The sequence below is a fragment of the Rummeliibacillus suwonensis genome (assembly GCF_007896435.1).
Classification (GTDB): Bacteria; Bacillota; Bacilli; order Bacillales_A; family Planococcaceae; genus Rummeliibacillus; species Rummeliibacillus suwonensis.
Genome location: NZ_VCBL01000001.1, coordinates 2,201,375 through 2,221,295, shown reverse-complemented (window position 1 = coordinate 2,221,295; position 19,921 = coordinate 2,201,375). Strand labels below are relative to the sequence as shown.

Below are 19,921 nucleotides of genomic sequence, written 5' to 3'. Positions count from 1 at the left end.
CCGCACGAAGAAAATGCGGATGCATTTTCGAGGAGTCGAGTAAGCCGCAGCGAAGATTCATATAGATAGGAGTTAACAATAAGGGGTTTTCATTTTTATGTTTGTATATTTATCCCATTTTTCTCCTAATTAACACGCCTAATTGCATTAATTCTCTAAAACATTCTAGTGCAGTTAGGATCACTTCAGAGAAAACCATTACTTTTCTTTTGCATTTTTTAGAGGCCTACGCGAATATCGATCGGATAGATGTACGGTTTTTTAGGCTCTTCTATTTTCTTCCAATTTGCAATTTTAATAATTGGCAGTTGCTCTCCATTATAAGTACTTATATCGATTGTTCCAGTTGCTTCAATCCAAGTGTCTTCGTCTATATTTTGTGCTTCAGGAAGTTCCGAAAGAAATCCTATTATACTTGAATCAGCTATACAGTGAGTAATCAGAAATCTAGATAGGACTAACTGGTTCTGTTTAAAACCCTTTTCTTTCAATACAAAACCTGTTAGTTGTATTTTTTTCCCTTTGTACTTGGATGCATTACTATTAATATCGTCATAGTAAATCGTATAAATATGATTTGTCATATGAATAGTTTGTTTTTGGGAAAGCTCTTTTTTTAGATGATCATATTCTTCTTCGGGTATTTCTTGCCTTTCCTCCATTAAGTTTGGATCTGGAGCATGGTCTCCGTATAAATCGTCTCCAGCGGATTGATTCGGAATGGCTGCTTCTGTAAAATCCTCTGTTTCTGCAGCTTGCGTTTGTTTTGAAAGAATCATCATCCCCCCTTTTTTCTCAGCTATAGATGCGTCGAGTGTTTTGGCAGGTATAAAAAAACCAGTTGCTAATGGGATTATAAGAATAAGGTATGAAAACAATTTTTTTGTATTAAATGGTGAGTTTCCGTGGTCATGATGGCAACAATGATGTCCAGTATGATGACAATGATGATGATCTTTCGTTGAAAAAGAGAAAATTCTAGTAAGTTGAACAACAAATAAAATGAAAAATAAAATGGCAACGGTCTTACTTAGATTTTCATATTTTGGGTTGATCAATTTTGTTATTTCACCAGTCTGATGTAGGTTGAAAATCATGGCAGAAAAAGCGAATAAAATGACAGCTCTTATTGCTTGTTGAAAGTGAAAGTTCATATTTTCCCCCTAAATATATTTTGAAAGTATCAATATGCTTATATAGATAACAGAAACAACTAAAAACAATAGCCACATCACAAATTTAAAACGAAATACCCCAAGCAGCATAATTGTATTTTTCAAATCGATCATAGGTCCAAAGATTAAGAATGCGAGTATAGAAAAATCCGGGAAAATAGCACTGAATGAAGCCCCGATAAAGGCATCAGCCTCAGAACATAGTGAAAGAATATAAGCCAAGAGCATCATCACTAATATCGAAGAGGATACATCATTTCCTATTTCAAATAATGTTTTAGTAGATACATAAGTTTGTACAAAAGCGGCTAGAAATGCACCGATGATCAAATATTTTCCCATATCAAAAAATTCGTCTATAGAATGTTTTAACATATTAAAAAATTGTTTGATGAATGGTTGCTTTTTTGCATTTTCTAACGATTTTTCATGATGAATACCAGATTTGAATTGTGAACCTTGAAAAAGTAGGCTTACCAGCAAAGATATAATAATGGCTATCAGAAAACCTAAGACCATCCGTAGTCCAGCAATTTTCATATCATTTCCAAATGCCATATAGGTCGAGACAATAACGATCGGATTAATAAGAGGACCCGTTAACATAAAGCCAATTGCAGCATGCAGGGGGACTCCTTTTGAAATCAGTCTCCTCACAATGGGGACTATCCCACATTCACAAGCAGGAAAAAGTGCTCCAACAGCACAGCTCATGAGAACAGCCATAAACTTATTTTTAGGAATCCACTTTTGAATATGTTCTTCTGTTATAAAAATTTGAATAAAACCTGCAATAAGAACCCCTATTAAGACAAAGGGTAAAGCCTCGATTAAAATACTCAAAAATATGGTATTCAAGTTCATGAGAGATGAAGGGATCATAAAAGTATTCGTATAGTTTGTTAAAAATAGTGGGATCAAAAATAAGATAAAAATAAACCAAATATTCATTAGATATTTTGGAACATAATTCCCCATGTTTTCCTCCTATAATTAGTGCCTTTAAAATGTAATGATTCCGTTTTAACATAAATTATGCAAATGATCATGGGTTTATTACGCAGTTTATATAAGTTTTCTTAAATTTTATCCCGCATTAACGGGCAGTAAGACCCCCATCTCAAGATATAGAGAGAAACGAGAAAGATAGATGAGAGGATCAGCTGCCGCATGCGTCCGATTGGTTCAGGATAACAGGATGTTGGTCACTCAGGTGTTGCCACAGGACGTGGTACTTTTAACCTGAGCTCCTCTAGTTCAGTGGGGATAAAAGTTTCGCTTTATCTTAACTCAGCATAAGGAGGAAGGGACAAAAGCATTTTAGCTAATGAAGAATCCGAACAATGAATAGAAATTCTAATAAGAATTCTCTACTTGTTCGGATTTTCTTTTTATTACCATGCTATAGAATTTAATGATCCGGCTTTGGGAGAGTCTAATTCAGTTCTGTCCCAGCCTCCTTATGCTAGATCAAAATAAACTTTTCATACGATCCGTTAATTCATCTGAAGATTGTGCAATCTGTTCAATAGCTGTATTTAATTCCAATAGAATATGTGTAATGTTGGTTATTTCTTCATTTGTCTGTTGACTTTGTTTTTCTATACTATATATGCAATTGACAATATCTTGAAAGGAAGTATAAACTTTAGAATATATTTCAAGCCCTTGATGAATTTGATGATTTATTTTTGAAACAGTCGTTGAGACGTCCATTATTTCCTCTTTTGTATCCTGAATTAAAAAGGTCACATTTTCAATGGCTTTTTTTGTTTCTTCTGAAAGATTTCTAACCTCGGAAGCGACAACTGCAAAACCAACTCCATGTTCACCAGCACGTGCTGCCTCAATGGAAGCATTCAGTGCAAGTAAATTTGTTTGATTTGCAATGGAAGTAACAAGATTAATGATTTCTTGAATTTTATTAGAAAATAACTGAAGCTGCTGCATTTTTTGCTGTAATAAATCAATGCCTGTCTCGATCTGCTCGGTTTGGTTCATTTGTTCGGTGACTAGAACTTGTCCACTTAATGTCTTCTCCTCAGTCTGGGTAACAAAAGATAGGTTTTGTGCAGTAAATGCATTGATTGCTTTTGTTTGAGTTGCCAAATGATCAACGGAAGCACTGGTTTCCTCGCTGATGATTGCAAGATCCTGAACGGTCTTTTGTACACTTTTTTTAAGAATATCCTGTTTGGCAGTTGCTTCTAATCGTAAGCGGGTATTTTCTTGCTCGTACGCTTCTAAAACTAATTGCTGTTCTATATTTAATATTCTATTGATGGCATTCAGAGCGTCTAATTTATCTTTATTTAACAATTCTAGTTGAAAAATAAGATCTGAAAATTCAGAATATAAAGTTTCGAATGCGCCAATATACCACTTGGGCTCTAAACCGATTTTTACATGCATTAAGGCAATTTTTTTTCGTTCTTCTATATAGTTGGAATCAATTATTCCTCCAAACATTTCATATAAGTGATGATACAATGTCTTTTTTAATCGATCGACATTACTATACTTTGAAATGATGCTAGTGAGTGAAGGTTCGATTTCTAGAGACTTATAAAAAGAATGAACGACGTTTTTTAGTATCTGTTCTATATAAGGTTGTAAATGATGAAGAATGGAAAGATCTTTTTTTGAAAAGTGAATGAGTTCAACCTGTTTTTGAACCTCCGGATACTCGGAAAGATTAAGTGTAACAGATATAGTAGATGTAAAATCTATTGTACCAATTTTTTTTTGCTTATTAAATATTTTCATTATTTATTCCTTTCTAGTTGGATTTTTAAAAGAAATTTCTCCTAGAATCCAATAAATAACTAGCTTAAACTACTTTTACTTAATAATTTATAAATTTTCACCTTTAAAGGTACATTTTAGCGATAAAAGATAGGAAAATTTAAGTCGACTATAAGTTGGAAACAGAGTAGAGAATGCGATTAAAGTTTTTATTTGGCAAATCACCTCAGAATATCCATGCAGAATAGTCAGAAAACCAAATACGATACTCTTTCGATCGTGTTTACATGATTCAAGTAAACGGCATATTTGTTTATCTTGAAATCCGAATACAGGAATTCAAAAGTTGTTTCTTACGCTGTCTGTTGCTCGTCTTCATTAAAACCAAGCACATCATAAATTTTTGCCATATATTTTTTTCCAGAGCGTTCGCCATAGATTACTCGATTCAAGTACGTTTTATCCACACCAACTTGTTCACAAAGCCACACCTGTGTTTGATTCATATCTACCAATCGTTTCACAATCTTTTTGCCTAATGGAGTCAGTTGTCGGTGCTTCATTTAAACCACTCCCTTCTATGATTAATTAAAGTTATTCTTTTTTCTAGAAATCTGGTGTTTAACGCTGACCTTTCTAGTTTGCTCTGCTTCTATTTCTTTCGATTAAGCGAGTATATCATAATATTTCTATAAGAATTCCAAGTGTTTTAGGTCTATGCCTTTATATGTTCTGATTCAATATATGACAATCTTTATTTTAATAGTATCTACATTTTTTCAGGCGTGTTGATTATCCAATTTAATCCACAAAAATAGGGGGATTCGTTGATTTCCGCTCCGGCTTGCTCGCTTTCCTGCGGGCGAATGCTGGGGGCAACAGGATGTTGGTCACGGAATCGTTGCCACAGGACGTGGCGTTCTTAGATTCCGTTCCTTCAATCGCTACGCTGCGGGGTCTCATCTATTCGCTTTTCCCGCGGGAGTCGAGCAAGCCGCAGCGAAGATCTATATAAATGGTCTTAAAGATACAGAGTTTTTCAAAAGCTATGCCAAACAGACACCCCTAATTTTGTCAAATCAACACGCGGACATTTTTTATATTTACTAGTGTTTGAGCTGTTCAATTCCTATTTTGGATAATCAAGCTTATTTTAATATCGCGTCTAATTTTCGTATTTTAGCTGCATGATCTGTGAGATGGTTTAGCTAAATTTTGTTCATTTGGTTAGACTATTAATGTGATTTCATCATTTCCCATATCCAGAATTTCGTCTTTCATCGTTTGCACACATTCACCTCTTCTATGTAGCGTTGTTAAAGGAACCAAGGGTGCTTATTGATTTTGCCAAGGATAAATGCCAAAATTTAATGAGCAACTTATTTTCCTTTGAATATATTATATCGCATATGCGAATTATTTCAAGAAAAAAATCGTTTTTTTACAATTTTAACCCTTAAATGCGAACTATAGGAGGGATTACCATGAAAGAAATAGGTAAACGAATAAGGGCATTAAGAGAACAAAGAGGGATTAAAGCAAAGGAATTAGCAGAGGCCATTGGAGCATCTCAAGGAAATATAAGTGATTGGGAAAATGACAAGAAGAAATCTACACCTACTGCCAAATCACTGATCGCAATTGCGAGTTTTTTTGACGTTTCTCTAGACTGGTTGATGACGGGTGAAGAGTATTCAATAAAACAAGAATCCCTTAGTTCAGATGAAAATGAGTTATTGCAATTATTTCGAAAACTCTCCCTAAAAAACCAAATGAAAGTTTTAGGGTACATGGAGAGCATGATTTCTTCTAGCGATCATCAACAGAAAAAAGAAAACTCATTGAAATCAACACATGGCGAAGAGGCCGCAACAAATGAAACGGCTTAATTTTTTTATCCAAATGGTAAACTTATTTACCATTTAAGTCTTATATCTATGTCTAAAGTCTATGAAAAGTAAAAGAAAATTATAAAGTGAAACTTCATTTGGGAGGGATTTTTTCATCTCCCCCCTAAATTGTATGTTGACTAATCGGGTTTATACAGGCTGTAGATTTTGTACTTCTTTTTTACATGTTTTTATTTTCAAAACAGGCAGTAAGTCTCCACTCATTAAAGAGAAAGTATGTGCTAACTGTCAGTAAAAGCTCAATACAAGTAAAATAAAAAGGTGATCTCAAAAGTCGCCTATTCAACGATTTTTTGGATCACCTGTATTTTGATCTTTATTGAGTACATATTCATGTAGAAATGTTCGAACGGTTTCTTCGTATTCTTGTGGATTTTTGTTAAAAGATTGTGCGTGTTCTCCTTGTTCAAATAGTTTCAACATTTTAGGGCCTTTTTTTAATTGATATAACTCAATTGTCATTCCTGGTAAGATAAAGTCATCAGGTAGACTATGGATAAAAAGAACCGGTTTTTGAATATTGGTGACAGCTGTTCGAGGTGCGATATTTTTTAGCCAATAACCATCTCGCAATCGTAAAAACAAATTGGCGAGTTTTATCGCAAAAGCTGTTTTAAAAGGAGTTTGTTTGGTAAGTAAGTAATAAAGTTCCTCGGAAAAATCAGAATAAGGACAATCTGCTATATAAAAATCAGCTTCATCTTCTAAAGTCCCTGCATATAATAAGGTCGTGGCAGCACCCATAGATTCTCCATGGACGCCAACTATTGCTTCTTTAGCTAGGCGCTTTTTTAAATAATGGAGGACCGCTTGTAAATCAAATTTTTCATAATAGCCATAACTGGTCGTTTTACCACCAGTTTCACCATGTCTTCTATGATCGTAGACGATTGTGTTAAATCCTAGACGTTCAAATAAACGGACATATTTGATCGAGTTTACTTTATTTTCGGTTACACCATGACAGACAATCATCGTATTAACCGTATCCAAAGGCATAAAGTAAATTCCTTTAATGATATACCCATTAGGAGAATGAACACTTATGTTTTCTTTACGGACGTTTGTATACCAATTTTCATCATATCGTAATGCTTTTTTCTCACGTTCTAAAATAAAATGATCGTCTTTTTTCTTAATATATATGATGCGACTCGTGATGAGATATCCAATAAGTGAGGCGATTCCTCCAACAATTCCAGTTATTAAACCAAAGATCCATATGATTCTTTTTTTCATAAGCAACATCACCTTTTTCTTTATTAATATAGCTTATTTTGTACATTTGAAATGAACGGCATAACCATTTGGTCAATATAACATAAGTGATTCTATCATGTTGATAAGAAGACTATTCAGTATTAAAATGATATGAATAATGATTAGAATACATACAAATATTAATCGAATAGAAGAGGGGATCTTATCAATGGCAAAGAAAAAAGCACAATCTAAAAATCAAACATCATCTAACATAATAGTAAAAGAAGAAGCAATAACGCTTCAAGATCAACTAGATGAAAATGTATTAGCTAAATTAAAGATGACTAAAAAAGAATTAGTAGTGAAAGAAAAGAAACAGCAAGAAGAGAAGGAAGCTCAACTTATATTTGAAAGAAAACAACGTGAAAAAAATAAATCTTTTGCAAAATTACTTGAAGAATATGGCGATCAAGGTTCAAAATACTAGGATATAACTATTTCTGGCTTATCACTGTAACTCGGTGGTGGCTTCTGATCTGCCAATGTGCTCCCAGAGGGGTGTCCGATGGCTGAAAAACATCCCATCCTGTTTCATTTTGGATGTATAGGTGACGATTGACAATGGAGAACAAGTGAATAGCTCTTCTCTCCAATGAGATGATTGCCGTTTAAATTATTTTTTCACCTTTGTATCTTTTAGGCAGCAAAAGATAACAAAGGTGAAAATTTGTTCAATCACGATGAGACGTGTAATGATCTTTTTTAGTGGATGCAATTATTTCATCGATATTGTTGACCGCATCGATAGCTTCATAAGCATCAATGGTTGCAGTCAATTGCTTTTTGGAACTTGCACCAACTACTGCTGAGGCAATTGCCGAATGACTTAAAATCATTTTTAGCGCAGCAGCGTGGATGGAAGAGTTTATAGCAATTATATGTTGAAGCGTGTCTTGTAGTTCTTCTTGCGAATAAGATAGATAACCGTTCGAATTGGCGAGCCGTTTTTGCCATTCAGCTGTTAATAGACCTTTGGCAACTGAACCTCGAGTAACCACAGATGCACCTTGTTCTACGATAAAATCGAACCATTCTTCAGGTCTACGATCAAGAAGATTGTATTGCATCATGACTGAGATCGCACTGCTTGTTGGTAAAAAACGTTTTAAAACATTTGGTCGGATAGAAGAAATACCATATTCTCGAATGTAGCCTTCCTGTTTAAGTTCTTCAAATGCTTCGATAATCTCATCCCATGGATCTTCTATTGTACCGCCATGCAATTGATAAACATCTACGTAATCTGTTTGTAGGCGATGTAAACTGTCTTTAATGCCTTCTTTGATATGTGATTTTGAGGCATCCCAATACCAAGAATCTTCGTTTTTATTCCACACATTCCCTACCTTAGTGGCTAAAACAATTTGTTGCCTTTTTTCTTTCAACAATTGACCAACAATATTTTCATTTAATCCATGATTATACAGATCGGCTGTATCGAAATAGTTAATGCCAAAATCCAATGCTGCATCAACAATATAAGAAGCGTCCTGCAAATTCGTAGGTAAAGACATACACCCTAAACCAATTTCAGAAATATGTAAATTACTTGCACCTAATTGCCTTTTTTTCAAAATATATTCCTCCTTTTTAGTTAATGGTACAATGATTTATGGAAAAAGAACAACAGAGAGGAATTTAAATATGGAAAAATTTGAAGAAAAAACGATTTCTACAAAAACAATCTTTGAAGGAAAAGTTATTAAAGTGCAAGTAGATGAAGTGATCCTACCGGATGGAAAAAAAGCAACGAGAGAATTGGTGAAGCATCCAGGAGCTGTAGCCATTATCCCCATCACCAGTGATGGAAAAATCGTAATGGTAGAGCAATTCCGCAAGCCGCTAGAACGCAGTATTATTGAAATACCTGCCGGAAAATTAGAACCAGGGGAAAAGCCAGAATTTACTGCTATCAGAGAGTTGGAAGAGGAAACAGGTTATGGGGCTATGGATCTCGATGTCATTCAGTCATTTGCCACTTCTCCCGGATTTGCGGATGAAGTAATCCATCTGTTTGTTGCACGAAATTTATTTAAAATAGCACAACCTGCAAGTTTAGATGAGGATGAATTTGTCGAACTTTTAGAAGTTTCAATTGAAGAGGCAGAACAATTGGTAGCAGAACAACGGATTTTCGATGCTAAAACCATTTTAGCTATCATGTGGGCAAAAAATAATCTAGTAAAATAAGGTATTTTTAAGAACGATGTGCATAGGTTGTACTATTAGAAAGTAGGTGACCTAGTGAATCGTTCATTACAAATCATTTATTTTTTCCTTATTATCTCAATTGGATTTATCGGTGGTATTATTGCATTCAAACTATCTACTCCCTCTCAAAGTGAATGGTTAATATCTATTATGGATCCACGGTTACTATTAGAAGGGAAGCCTAAACTATGGCAATCACTTTGGCCAGCATTCATGCCATATCTATTTTTAGTGCTTCTTGCAACACATCAATGGTTTAGACATGCAACGCGACTAGTTGTTGTTTGCAAAAGTGCTTTTTTTGGATTTTGCTCTGCCTTTTTAATTGCTACACAACATGCATTTTGGAGTTACGCATTGTGGTGGTTCCCTATACAATTTTTGTACACTTGTTTATTATTATTATTTTCTATTGTCCTTGTTCCAAAACCATTTTATAATAATCGGAAAAAGGGTATACATTGGAAGAGAGTAATCGTCATTAATATAATGACTCTTATGATATTTGGGATAGAGTTGATTATCATTCATTTCATGTTTTAGATGAATTTTGTCATAGAAGGAATGCTTTTTCAATGCTATGCTTAAAGTGAAGCCTCACAAGGGAGATTTTCACTTTATCTCTCATTGTGTTAGTAGAACCAACCAGCTCTGCGTTTGCCTGCAGGAAAGCGAGCAAGCCGTAGTGGAAATCAGAGAATACACTCTATATTTCAATGTACAAAATTGGATAATCAACATACTAGGAAAAATTATTTTCAACTGAAAATGAATTATTTAATGATAATTATTATCATTAAATAATTGCTATAACATTTTAGTTGCTTAATCTTGTAATAAGAAATAATTCTTTGGTATAATGGTAGAAGTTTAGGGGGGCGTCATATGGAGAGCCGAATTGATCGTATAAAAAAACAACTACATGGTGCTAGCTATAAACTGACGCCGCAACGAGAAGCGACGGTTAGAGTGCTTTTAGAAAATGAGGAAGATCATTTAAGTGCTGAAGATGTTTACCTTTTAGTGAAGGAAAAAGCACCAGAAATCGGTCTAGCAACTGTATATCGTACATTAGAGCTACTTACAGAACTAAAAATTGTCGACAAGATTAATTTTGGTGACGGAGTTTCTCGCTATGATTTACGACAAGAGGGAGCAGCTCACTTTCATCATCACCTCGTATGTATCGAATGTGGCGCCGTCGATGAAATTCAAGAGGACTTACTTGAAGATGTAGAAGCTGTCGTTGAAAAACGCTGGAATTTCCAAATTAAAGATCACCGATTAACATTCCATGGTATTTGCTGGCGCTGTAATGAAAAGCACGCAGCAGAGGAAAAAAACAAAGAAGAAAAAAACAGAGAATAAGTTTATAGCAAACGAGTAAAGGATGGCGGAGGTGCTGTCCTTTTTTATTTTAGTGAATCCATTTCATCATGTAAAATTCATATTAAAATCAGCTAATTCCCTATATTTCATAGCAGACGTGTTGATTAGGGGGAAAATAGGTGATAAATTAGGCATCATTCTAAAAACATGTATTTTTAGCTCCATTTATGAGGTCTTCGTTGTGACTTGCTCAAGTCCTTCGAGTAGCGCATACTCGGGTGAAGACAATCCAATGTCTACGGAAAGAGCGAATAAAGTCTCCGAAAGAGCGAATGACTCCTCGGAAAGAGCGAATAAAGTCTTTGAAAGAACGAATAAATCATGAGAGAGCGAATAACTCCTCGGAAAGAGCAAATAAAATCTCCGAGAGAGCGAATAAATCATAGGAGGGCGAATAACTCCTCGGAAAGAACAAATAAAATCTATGAGAGAGCGAATAACTCCTCGGAAAGAGCGAATAAAGTCTCCGAGAGAGCGAATAAATCATAGGAGGGCGAATAACTCCTCGGAAAGAGCAAATAAAATCTATGAGAGAGCGAATAACTCCTCGGAAAGAGCGAATAAAGTCTCCGAGAGAGCGAATAAATCATAGGAGAACGAATAACTCCTCGGAAAGAGCAAATAAAATCTATGAGAGAGCGAATAACTCCTCGGAAAGAGCGAATAAAGTCTCCGAGAGAGCGAATAAATCATAGGAGAACGAATAACTCCTCGGAAAGAGCAAATACAAGTCCGTTTCCACATGAGCGAGCAAGCCGCAACGGAAATCAGCGAATACACTATATCTTATGGAGGAAAATTGGGTCATCGATATGCTTGATTTTATAGATAAGCCCCACTAATGAATACATCTGATAAAAATAGATTGATGAAATCGATTTTAGCACTAAAACTTTGTACATACTGAAAAATCCCAATGCATCTTTCAACCAAAAGCGTTTTTTAGCTTTCGAATGAGATGCATTGAAACTTGATAGGCTAGCTTGAAAGCCAGATAGATTTTGCCAAATTGGAGGAATAGAAGCTGTGAAACCAGATATAGCAGATGCGATTGAAGAGTATATACATTTTCTACGAGTCGAGCGTCAACTTTCCGAAAATACATTGCAATCTTATGAACGAGATATCAAAGACTATACACAAAATATTTTTGAAACCCAACAACTTGAAACTTTTGACCAAGTTGAACGTTTTCATATACTACAGCATTTACAAGCGTTAAAAAATAAAGGAATATCAGCAAGAACGATTTCAAGACATATCTCATCCATTCGCTCTTTCCATCAATTTTTGCTTAGAGAAAAAAGATGCAATAATGATCCAACCGTGCATATTGATATGCCCAAAATTGAACAAAAATTGCCAAAAGTTTTATCCATCGAAGAAATAGATCGCTTAATAGCGACGCCAAATATAAGTAAACCACAAGGTGTTCGGGATCGTGCCATGCTGGAATTGTTATATGCAACAGGTATGAGGGTAAGTGAATGTATCTCATTGAACTTAGAAGATATCCATTTGACAATGGGCTTTGTACGTGTATTTGGGAAAGGTGGCAAGGAGCGAATTATTCCATTAGGAAGCTCCGCTATTGAAGCCTGTACAAATTACTTAAATACAGCCCGTTTTCAATTAGAAAATCCCAAATTACGAACGGAGGCATTATTCATCAACCAAAGAGGAAAAAGGCTGACTAGACAAGGATGCTGGAAATTGATGAAGGGGTATGCACAAAAAGCGGGTATTGAAAAGGAATTAACACCGCATATTTTAAGACATTCCTTTGCCACACATTTAATCGAAAATGGAGCAGATTTAAGAGCCGTTCAAGAAATGCTAGGACATGCAGATATTGCCACAACACAAATTTATACACATATTAGTAAAACTCGACTGTCAGAGGTGTATAAGCAATTCCATCCTAGAGCATGATTTGAAATCATCAGATGTCTGACCTTTATTTTTTGAAACAATTTGGTAAAATGGATGTAGGAACGAGGAGGATAAATGGATGACTACAAAATCTTTTAAACGTATTCACTTAATCGTCATGGACTCAGTTGGAATAGGTGAAGCACCTGATGCCGCAAAGTTTAACGATGTGGGTGCTGATACACTTGGACATATTGCACATGAAATGAAAGGCCTAACCATGCCGAATATGGAACGCCTTGGTTATACCAATATTCGTGGTTTGCTAGGCCTTGAAGATCTTGAAGGCATGAAATCAGTAGAAAAACCAGAAGCCTACTATGGTTATATGCAAGAAGCTTCTGTGGGAAAAGATACAATGACAGGTCATTGGGAAATGATGGGGCTCAACATAAAGAAACCATTTAAAGTTTATCCAAACGGATTCCCACAATCATTAATCGATGAATTGGAAGAACGTACTGGACGCAAAGTATTATGTAACAAACCAGCGTCAGGTACACAAGTTATTGAGGAATTTGGGAAAGAACATATGGCAACAGGTGCGATTATTGTTTATACATCTGCGGATCCTGTTCTTCAAATTGCAGCACATGAAGATGTTGTACCGCTTGAAGAATTATATGAAATTTGCCAAATTGCTCGAGAAATGACATTGAAACCCGACTATCTAGTTGGTCGTGTCATTGCTCGTCCATTCGTTGGTACACCTGGAAACTTTACACGTACTTCAAACCGTCATGATTATGCATTAAAACCATTTGGTCGCACGGTGATGAATGAGTTGAAAGATGCAGAATTAGAGGTGATTGCGTTAGGAAAGATCTCTGATATTTATAATGGTGAAGGGGTAACAAAAGCTATTCGTACGAAAGATAATTCTGATGGGATGGATCAATTAGTCCATGTGATGAAGAAAGACTTTCATGGTTTGGCATTTCTGAATCTTGTCGATTTTGATGCAAAATATGGGCATCGTCGAAATCCGATTGGTTATGGTGAAGCTCTTGAAGAATTTGATCGTCGACTTCCTGAAGCATTATCGTTGATGACAGAAGATGATTTACTTCTAATCACTGCAGATCATGGAAACGATCCAACATTCCAAGGAACAGATCATACACGTGAATTTGTTCCACTGATCGTGTATTCACCACGTTTCAAGGAAGGAAAAGCGCTTCCTAAAATAGATACCTTTGCATCATTAGGTGCAACAGTTGCTGATAATTTCCATGTGAAACTACCTGAATACGGAAAAAGCTTTTTACAATTTTTAGAATAAGTAGGGTGATATCATGAGAATGGTGGATATTATTGAAAAGAAACGTGATGGCTATGAACTAACTACAGAAGAGATTCGTTTCTTCATTGATGGTTATACAAAAGGGAGTATTCCTGATTATCAAGCAAGCAGTTTGGCAATGGCTATTTACTTTCAAGATATGACAGATCGAGAACGAGCTGATTTAACAATGGCTATGGTTGAATCAGGAGATCAAATCGATTTGTCCCGTATTGAAGGAATCAAGGTAGATAAGCATTCGACAGGTGGAGTAGGGGATACAACCACACTTGTTTTAGGACCTTTAGTAGCTGCGGTGGGGGTTCCTGTTGCGAAAATGAGCGGTCGAGGCTTAGGACATACTGGTGGGACAATCGATAAATTAGAATCGATTGAAGGATTCCATGTAGAACTAACGACAGAACAATTCACCCAACAGGTCAATGATATCAAATTAGCGGTAATAGGCCAAAGTAGCAACTTAACTCCAGCAGATAAAAAACTCTATGCTTTACGAGATGTAACAGGTACTGTACCAAGTATCCCATTGATCGCCAGTTCTATCATGAGTAAAAAAATTGCAGCCGGTGCAGATGCCATCGTTTTAGATGTTAAAACGGGAGATGGGGCATTCATGAAAACGGTTGAAGACTCAAAAAAATTGGCACATGCGATGGTTCAAATCGGTAAAAACGTAGGGCGTAAAACAATGGCGATCATCTCTGATATGAATCAACCACTCGGTTATGCGATTGGCAATGCATTAGAAGTGAAGGAAGCCATTGATACTTTGAATGGCAGAGGCCCCAAAGATTTAACGGAACTTTGTTTAACTTTAGGTTCCCAAATGGTTGTCCTTGGAGGTAAAACAGCAACCATAGAAGAGGCACGAAAACAATTGGAAGAAGTCATTAAAAATGGCGCAGCACTGGATGCATTTAAAAAATTCATCCAAGCTCAAGGTGGCAATCCTGCAGTCGTGGATCATCCAGCATTACTTCCTCAAGCCAAATATCTATTCGAAGTACCCGCAAAAGAATGTGGATTTATCAGTCATATTGTTGCAGATGAAATCGGTACAGCTGCAATGCTATTAGGGGCAGGACGTGCAACAAAAGAATCTGAGATTGATCTAGCAGTTGGATTAGTATTACATAAAAAAGTAGGGGATTCAGTAAAAATGGGGGAATCTCTTGTTACAATCTACTCTAATCGTGAAAACGTTCAAGAAGTAATTGAAAAAATTTATGCAAATATCGAACTTTCTTCAGTAGAAGTCACAGCACCAAAATTGATTGAAGCAATGATTACCGAATGATCTAGTATCCTAGTCTAAAGAAAAATAGATAGTGATCAAAGGTGGTTCTATAACGAAAATTATTTAATACTAGAGTTTGAAGTCATGGACTGTAAAAGAAAAATAGCAAACTTAAAATTTTTCAAGAATACCTGTAATTTAAGAGTGTAGGAGGATAAAATATGTCTACGTATGTTCTGCACAATATTATATCCTGGGGATTCTCATTATTACTTCTCTATATTTTTATAGACATATTTTTGGATTTCTTTAGGAAACCGAGGATGAGTCATACAAAACGAATAATACTATACAGTTTCACGCGTGTTGATTTGACAAAATTAGGGGTGTTTGTTTGTCATAGTTTTTGAAAAACTCTGTATTTTTAAGACCATTTATATAGATTGGAGCGGAGGCTTGCTCGACTCACGCTGGAAAAGCGAATAGATGAGACCCCCGCAGCGTAGCGAGGAGGCTCAGCATTTGCCCGAGGAAAGCGAGCAAGCCGGAGCGGAAATCAACAAATTCCCCTATTTTCATGGATTAAATTGGATAATCAACACGCCTGATACAGTTTCTTATTTTACTTATTAAGTCTGATTCAAATAAAATTTGGAGGGATTACCCTTCCTATGCAAAGTCGAAATGATACATCAGCCATTTTTACTTCATCGTTGGAATGGTTTGGCGTATATGATTTTATGTTCGATAAGACTACGATCAATTTTCCTTCAGCTGTTTTTTATAATTTGCTATTATTTGTCCTTTTGGTATCTATCTTTCGATTCTTTTCAAGTTAAATAACTTGAAAAAAGTTATCCCGCTTTAACGGGCAATAAGACCCCATATCAAGATTTAGAGAGAAACGAGAAAGAATAGATGGGGGATCAACTGCCCGTAAAAGCCCGATTGGTTCAGCTAACCATCAGTGGGAGAAGAAAACCCCCCACTGATGGAGTTTCACTTTATACCTAGTGTGATTTTAAGCTGTATAGCAATCGAAATTCTTCGTCTTGCATTTGAATCATTTGGTTTAGTCTGGGATTTAAATAATGGCATGTTTCTAAAAAGTTTAGTATTCAACGTTTTAGGAGGAATACTTGGATATTTGTTAGGAAGAATGACTATATTGTTGATCAACCATTATAAACACCCAAAGACTTTTACTTTGTTAAATAAGAATAATTTTTAAATTTAAAGCGATAATCTTTTGTCAAAATGACAGATAAAAGATTATCGTTTTTTTATTATCCAGGCAGACTTTTCCTTTCAAAGCCCTAAAATGCTGGAATATTTTCCTTATCAACACGCCTGATAAAAACATTCAAATATTTTTTATTTTAAATGTTTCACCTGATTAAAAAAGGATATTTAAATCCATACTAATGGATGGTATGTCGTATTTTTTCTATCTTTAGCGTTTTGATTGTTAAATTGTCAGGACGTAGGATTCTCCTATTCTTCCGTAGAATAGTCTTTGAAAAGGAGGTATGTAAATGCAGCACCATATTGAAATTACATCAGAAAAAATTGCGATTATTAGATTAGGAGGAGAGCTGGATCACCATGCAGCTCGTCATATCCGAGAAGATATTTCGCAGGCTATTTACAGTGGTTATGTACAAGATATTATTTGGAACTTAGAGGGGCTACAGTTTATGGATAGTGCAGGTGTAGGACTAATCTTGGGGAGAATGAGAGATCTTCAAGTACACAATGGTCGTACTTTAATCATCAAACCTTCTTCAACAATGGAGAAAATTTTTCAGTTTTCAGGATTAGGAAAATATATTTGGCATGATACAGAACAGGAAGCTATCCAAAGTTTAGGAGGGATTCTACATGGATAACGAAATGACGCTATCTTTTTTAGCTATTAGTGATAATGAGGCGCTTGCTAGAATCGCCATTACCAGTTTTCTTTCTGTATTAGATCCAACAATCGAAGAATTATCAGAAATTAAAACGGTTGTATCTGAGGCAGTTACGAATGCCATTATACATGGCTATGATGAAAACCCGAATGGTATTGTTACGATTCAGGCATCACGTCAAGGAAGAGAAATTACGATCACTATTTTAGATCAAGGTGTAGGAATAGAAGATGTGACAAAAGCGATGGAACCTTTATATACGACAAAGCCAATGTTAGAACGGTCAGGAATGGGCTTTACAATTATGGAGAGCTTTACGGATCAATTGACTGTACAATCAGAACCTGGGAAAGGAACGGCTGTCACCTTTAAGAAAAACTTTCAACCAGTAGAAGAGCCGCTATATGTAAGGTGAGGACAATGGCATCAAACCCGCAAGCGTCAAAAGAACTTCTGACACAGGAAAGAATGAGAGAGCTTATTAAATTAGCGCAGGCAGGGGATGAAACAGCAAGAAAAGAGATGGTAGAAGGTAATACTAGACTTGTATGGTCAATTGTTCAACGTTTTACTTCAAGGGGTGCCGATTTAGAAGATCTTTTTCAAATTGGCTGTATTGGACTGATGAAATCTGTCGATAAATTCGATCTCTCTTATCCTGTAAAATTTTCGACATATGCCGTACCGATGATTATTGGAGAGATTCAAAGATTTCTACGTGATGATGGTATGGTAAAAGTCAGTCGCTCTATTCGTGAATTGAATTATAAGATCCGTCATGCCTCAGATGATTTTCTAAAAGATCATGAAAGACCACCGACCCTTCAAGAGTTGGCAACAATATTAGATGTATCCATCGATGATATCACTATGGCAAGTGATGCCTTACGTGATCCGGCATCACTTCATGAGCAAATTTTTGAAAGTGATGGTGATCCAATTAGTTTAATGGATCAGATGAAAGACGAAAGATCAGAAAAGCCATTTGAACATATTCCTTTAAAGGACATGCTGGAAAGGTTAGGAAAACGCGAACAGTCTGTCATTTACTTACGCTACTATCTTGACTGTACTCAAAGTGATATTGCAGAACGATTGGGAATATCACAGGTTCAAGTTTCACGTTTGGAAAAGCGGATTCTAGCACAGTTGAAGATTTGGTTAACAGATCAGCAATATGAACAATTGGTAAAGGTGGCAGATCATGAGTAGTGGTACCAATAGTGAAACACAAGCAATTTTTCATAATAACGAAGCAGCAGAAGCTTTCATGATTTCCCAATTTGGGAAAAGTGAAAGCTTCGATATCAATATGAAGTATATCCATGTTCATAATATGGATGTATTTACCATTAATATTAATGGTTTAATCGACAGTCAAAATTACACTCGATTATTGACGGCAATGCAACCAACAGCAGTATACGAAAGAAATAAATTTCCAACAGGATCAGCACAGCCTAAATCTAAGGATAAAGCTGACTTTCAAGATGAATTAGAGGACACAGAGAATACGAAAGCCTATGAAAAGAAAGAAACGATACAGGCGGAAGCTGATTATTTTTTTGAATCGTTTCCTTTTTTCGCATGGGAGCTACAAACTTCAAAAGATAAATTATTAACAGCTGTCATGAGCGGCCAGGTGGCTTTTATTACACCATCTGGCATTGCTTTTACAGCAGATTTGAGGAGTTATCCAGGGAGAACCCCTGAAGAACCTGATAATGAAAAAGTTATTCGTGGCTCTAGAGATGGGTTCACGGAGAATATTATTCAAAATACAGGCTTAATCCGTAGAAGAATACGTGATGTATCTTTACGCTTTGAACTGCATCAAGAAACTGTTCGAAGTCAAATGGATGTAGCGATTATTTATTTGAAAAATGTTGCGAACGAGGAGCATTTAAATTTTATAAGAGAACGTCTAAAGGAGATAAAACATGATGGGTTGACAATGGCAGATAAGTCATTGGAAGAATGGTTGATTAAACAGGGTTTTCATCCTTTGCCGTTTGTGCGTTATAGCGAAAGACCTGATATAGTGGCAGCGCATATATTAGAAGGGCATATCGCCATTATGGTTGACACATCTCCCTCTATTATAATAGTGCCCATTACATTTTTTCATCATTTGCAGCATGCAGAAGAATATAGACAGGCACCTGCTATTGGAACGATTGTTCATGCATTACGTTTTTTAGGGGTATTTCTGAGTTTCTTTTTATTGCCTCTATGGTTTTTGATGATCAAGCATCCTGAATATGTTCCTTCTTTTATGGATTTTATCGGTATTAATAAAAAAACCTCAGTTCCTCTCCTTCTTCAAATCTTGGTTGCAGATATTGGTATAGAATTCTTGAGGTTAGCAGCTATTCATACACCAACCCCACTATCCACAGCAATGGGACTGATTGCAGGGATTATTATTGGACAAATTGCTATTGACGTAGGATTGTTCTCTGCAGAAGTTGTGTTGTATACCGCCGTTTCAGCTATCTTCACATTTGCAATTCCATCGTATGAATTGAGTGTATCCATTAAGATCTTTAGAATAATATTATTGTTATTGACAGCTGCCTTTGGGGTAAATGGCTTCTTTATAGGTATTTTCGCGATTATTTGGTATATGGCATCGTTAAGACCAATGAGAGTACCGTATTTATGGCCGCTGATTCCTTTTTATCCTGTAGCCTTTGCACATGTATTGATTCGCTATCCGATGACACATGATTCACCAAGGCCGTTTATCGTAGGAGCTAAGGACAGAAGACGTAGCTGAGGTCATTGCATATACTCTTCTATCGTGTTAAAGTTCATGATATAGAAAATTCCGTGTATTCTTA

Annotated in this window: 19 protein-coding genes; 13 read left to right on the top strand and 6 right to left on the bottom strand. The window is 35.9% G+C overall.

Annotated features, from left to right (window positions below; all coding sequences use genetic code 11):
- Positions 1 to 218: 218 nt before the first annotated feature.
- The 4 genes from FEU33_RS10170 to FEU33_RS10155 all read right to left on the bottom strand — a co-directional run bounded on the left by FEU33_RS10170 (position 219) and on the right by FEU33_RS10155 (position 4,483).
- Positions 219 to 1,154, bottom strand: a complete 936-nt coding sequence (locus tag FEU33_RS10170; protein WP_146549258.1) for a TIGR03943 family putative permease subunit — start codon at positions 1,152 to 1,154, stop codon at positions 219 to 221.
- Between the two features lie 9 nt (positions 1,155 to 1,163).
- A complete protein-coding gene (locus FEU33_RS10165) occupies positions 1,164 to 2,153 on the bottom strand; it encodes a permease (RefSeq protein WP_146549257.1) in 990 nt (329 codons plus the stop codon).
- A 492-nt stretch (positions 2,154 to 2,645) separates the two neighbouring features.
- The gene (locus FEU33_RS10160; protein ID WP_146549256.1) at positions 2,646 to 3,941 is read right to left on the bottom strand and encodes a globin-coupled sensor protein; all 1,296 of its coding nucleotides are present in this window, start codon (positions 3,939 to 3,941) and stop codon (positions 2,646 to 2,648) included.
- A gap of 332 nt (positions 3,942 to 4,273) precedes the next feature.
- Positions 4,274 to 4,483, bottom strand: coding sequence for a transcriptional regulator (locus FEU33_RS10155; protein WP_146549255.1), 210 nt, complete (start codon positions 4,481 to 4,483; stop codon positions 4,274 to 4,276).
- A 921-nt stretch (positions 4,484 to 5,404) separates the two neighbouring features.
- Between FEU33_RS10155 and FEU33_RS10150 the strand changes: the two genes are divergently transcribed.
- Positions 5,405 to 5,809: a helix-turn-helix domain-containing protein gene (locus FEU33_RS10150; RefSeq protein WP_186731380.1), complete on the top strand. Its 405-nt coding sequence runs from the start codon at positions 5,405 to 5,407 to the stop codon at positions 5,807 to 5,809.
- 303 nt (positions 5,810 to 6,112) lie between these two features.
- On the opposite strand, the gene FEU33_RS10145 is transcribed toward FEU33_RS10150, so the two are convergent.
- Positions 6,113 to 7,069, bottom strand: a complete 957-nt coding sequence (locus tag FEU33_RS10145) for an alpha/beta hydrolase (RefSeq protein ID WP_146549253.1) — start codon at positions 7,067 to 7,069, stop codon at positions 6,113 to 6,115.
- A gap of 190 nt (positions 7,070 to 7,259) precedes the next feature.
- Here FEU33_RS10145 and FEU33_RS10140 point away from each other — a divergent pair, with 190 nt between their 5' ends.
- Positions 7,260 to 7,520, top strand: a complete 261-nt coding sequence (locus tag FEU33_RS10140; RefSeq protein WP_146549252.1) for a DUF3886 domain-containing protein — start codon at positions 7,260 to 7,262, stop codon at positions 7,518 to 7,520.
- Between the two features lie 244 nt (positions 7,521 to 7,764).
- Here FEU33_RS10140 and FEU33_RS10135 read toward each other — a convergent pair whose 3' ends face one another.
- Complete coding sequence (locus tag FEU33_RS10135; protein WP_146549251.1) at positions 7,765 to 8,667, bottom strand: aldo/keto reductase; 903 nt, start codon at positions 8,665 to 8,667, stop codon at positions 7,765 to 7,767.
- Positions 8,668 to 8,737: 70 nt separating this feature from the next.
- Here FEU33_RS10135 and FEU33_RS10130 point away from each other — a divergent pair, with 70 nt between their 5' ends.
- From FEU33_RS10130 to FEU33_RS10085, 11 genes are all read left to right on the top strand, one after another.
- Positions 8,738 to 9,283 carry an NUDIX domain-containing protein gene (locus FEU33_RS10130; RefSeq protein WP_146549250.1) on the top strand — a complete coding sequence of 182 codons (546 nt, stop codon included), beginning with the start codon at positions 8,738 to 8,740 and terminating at the stop codon, positions 9,281 to 9,283.
- A 54-nt stretch (positions 9,284 to 9,337) separates the two neighbouring features.
- Positions 9,338 to 9,847: a hypothetical protein gene (locus tag FEU33_RS10125; protein WP_146549249.1), complete on the top strand. Its 510-nt coding sequence runs from the start codon at positions 9,338 to 9,340 to the stop codon at positions 9,845 to 9,847.
- Between the two features lie 342 nt (positions 9,848 to 10,189).
- Complete coding sequence (gene fur, locus FEU33_RS10120) at positions 10,190 to 10,672, top strand: ferric iron uptake transcriptional regulator (protein WP_146549248.1); 483 nt, start codon at positions 10,190 to 10,192, stop codon at positions 10,670 to 10,672.
- 1,047 nt (positions 10,673 to 11,719) lie between these two features.
- Entirely contained in the window at positions 11,720 to 12,625 is a 906-nt protein-coding gene (gene xerD / locus FEU33_RS10115) for a site-specific tyrosine recombinase XerD (protein ID WP_425127957.1), read from the top strand.
- Positions 12,626 to 12,704: 79 nt separating this feature from the next.
- A complete protein-coding gene (deoB, locus tag FEU33_RS10110; RefSeq protein WP_146549246.1) occupies positions 12,705 to 13,907 on the top strand; it encodes a phosphopentomutase in 1,203 nt (400 codons plus the stop codon).
- Positions 13,908 to 13,920: 13 nt separating this feature from the next.
- Entirely contained in the window at positions 13,921 to 15,225 is a 1,305-nt protein-coding gene (locus FEU33_RS10105) for a pyrimidine-nucleoside phosphorylase (protein ID WP_146549245.1), read from the top strand.
- Between the two features lie 611 nt (positions 15,226 to 15,836).
- Complete coding sequence (locus FEU33_RS18820; RefSeq protein ID WP_186731379.1) at positions 15,837 to 16,004, top strand: hypothetical protein; 168 nt, start codon at positions 15,837 to 15,839, stop codon at positions 16,002 to 16,004.
- 696 nt (positions 16,005 to 16,700) lie between these two features.
- Positions 16,701 to 17,054: an STAS domain-containing protein gene (locus tag FEU33_RS10100; protein ID WP_119416430.1), complete on the top strand. Its 354-nt coding sequence runs from the start codon at positions 16,701 to 16,703 to the stop codon at positions 17,052 to 17,054.
- Positions 17,047 to 17,493, top strand: a complete 447-nt coding sequence (gene spoIIAB / locus FEU33_RS10095) for an anti-sigma F factor (RefSeq protein ID WP_146549244.1) — start codon at positions 17,047 to 17,049, stop codon at positions 17,491 to 17,493. The genes FEU33_RS10100 and spoIIAB overlap by 8 nt, the downstream gene beginning before the upstream one ends.
- Positions 17,494 to 17,498: 5 nt before the next feature.
- On the top strand, positions 17,499 to 18,290 hold the full coding sequence (locus FEU33_RS10090) for a SigF/SigG family RNA polymerase sporulation sigma factor (protein WP_146549243.1): 792 nt from the start codon (positions 17,499 to 17,501) through the stop codon (positions 18,288 to 18,290).
- The gene (locus tag FEU33_RS10085; protein WP_244951009.1) at positions 18,283 to 19,857 is read left to right on the top strand and encodes a spore germination protein; all 1,575 of its coding nucleotides are present in this window, start codon (positions 18,283 to 18,285) and stop codon (positions 19,855 to 19,857) included. Before FEU33_RS10090 ends, FEU33_RS10085 begins: the two co-directional genes overlap by 8 nt.
- Positions 19,858 to 19,921: the final 64 nt, after the last annotated feature.

What these genes read in the sequence shown, in the direction of transcription:
- FEU33_RS10170 (WP_146549258.1), bottom strand. Translation starts at nt 1,154, where the DNA reads ATGAACTTTCACTTTCAACAAGCAATAAGAGCTGTCATTTTATTCGCT.
- FEU33_RS10165 (WP_146549257.1), bottom strand. Translation starts at nt 2,153, where the DNA reads ATGGGGAATTATGTTCCAAAATATCTAATGAATATTTGGTTTATTTTT.
- FEU33_RS10160 (WP_146549256.1), bottom strand. Translation starts at nt 3,941, where the DNA reads ATGAAAATATTTAATAAGCAAAAAAAAATTGGTACAATAGATTTTACA.
- FEU33_RS10155 (WP_146549255.1), bottom strand. Translation starts at nt 4,483, where the DNA reads ATGAAGCACCGACAACTGACTCCATTAGGCAAAAAGATTGTGAAACGA.
- FEU33_RS10150 (WP_186731380.1), top strand. Translation starts at nt 5,405, where the DNA reads ATGAAAGAAATAGGTAAACGAATAAGGGCATTAAGAGAACAAAGAGGG.
- FEU33_RS10145 (WP_146549253.1), bottom strand. Translation starts at nt 7,069, where the DNA reads ATGAAAAAAAGAATCATATGGATCTTTGGTTTAATAACTGGAATTGTT.
- FEU33_RS10140 (WP_146549252.1), top strand. Translation starts at nt 7,260, where the DNA reads ATGGCAAAGAAAAAAGCACAATCTAAAAATCAAACATCATCTAACATA.
- FEU33_RS10130 (WP_146549250.1), top strand. Translation starts at nt 8,738, where the DNA reads ATGGAAAAATTTGAAGAAAAAACGATTTCTACAAAAACAATCTTTGAA.
- fur (WP_146549248.1), top strand. Translation starts at nt 10,190, where the DNA reads ATGGAGAGCCGAATTGATCGTATAAAAAAACAACTACATGGTGCTAGC.
- deoB (WP_146549246.1), top strand. Translation starts at nt 12,705, where the DNA reads ATGACTACAAAATCTTTTAAACGTATTCACTTAATCGTCATGGACTCA.
- FEU33_RS10105 (WP_146549245.1), top strand. Translation starts at nt 13,921, where the DNA reads ATGAGAATGGTGGATATTATTGAAAAGAAACGTGATGGCTATGAACTA.
- FEU33_RS18820 (WP_186731379.1), top strand. Translation starts at nt 15,837, where the DNA reads ATGCAAAGTCGAAATGATACATCAGCCATTTTTACTTCATCGTTGGAA.
- FEU33_RS10100 (WP_119416430.1), top strand. Translation starts at nt 16,701, where the DNA reads ATGCAGCACCATATTGAAATTACATCAGAAAAAATTGCGATTATTAGA.
- spoIIAB (WP_146549244.1), top strand. Translation starts at nt 17,047, where the DNA reads ATGGATAACGAAATGACGCTATCTTTTTTAGCTATTAGTGATAATGAG.
- FEU33_RS10090 (WP_146549243.1), top strand. Translation starts at nt 17,499, where the DNA reads ATGGCATCAAACCCGCAAGCGTCAAAAGAACTTCTGACACAGGAAAGA.
- FEU33_RS10085 (WP_244951009.1), top strand. Translation starts at nt 18,283, where the DNA reads ATGAGTAGTGGTACCAATAGTGAAACACAAGCAATTTTTCATAATAAC.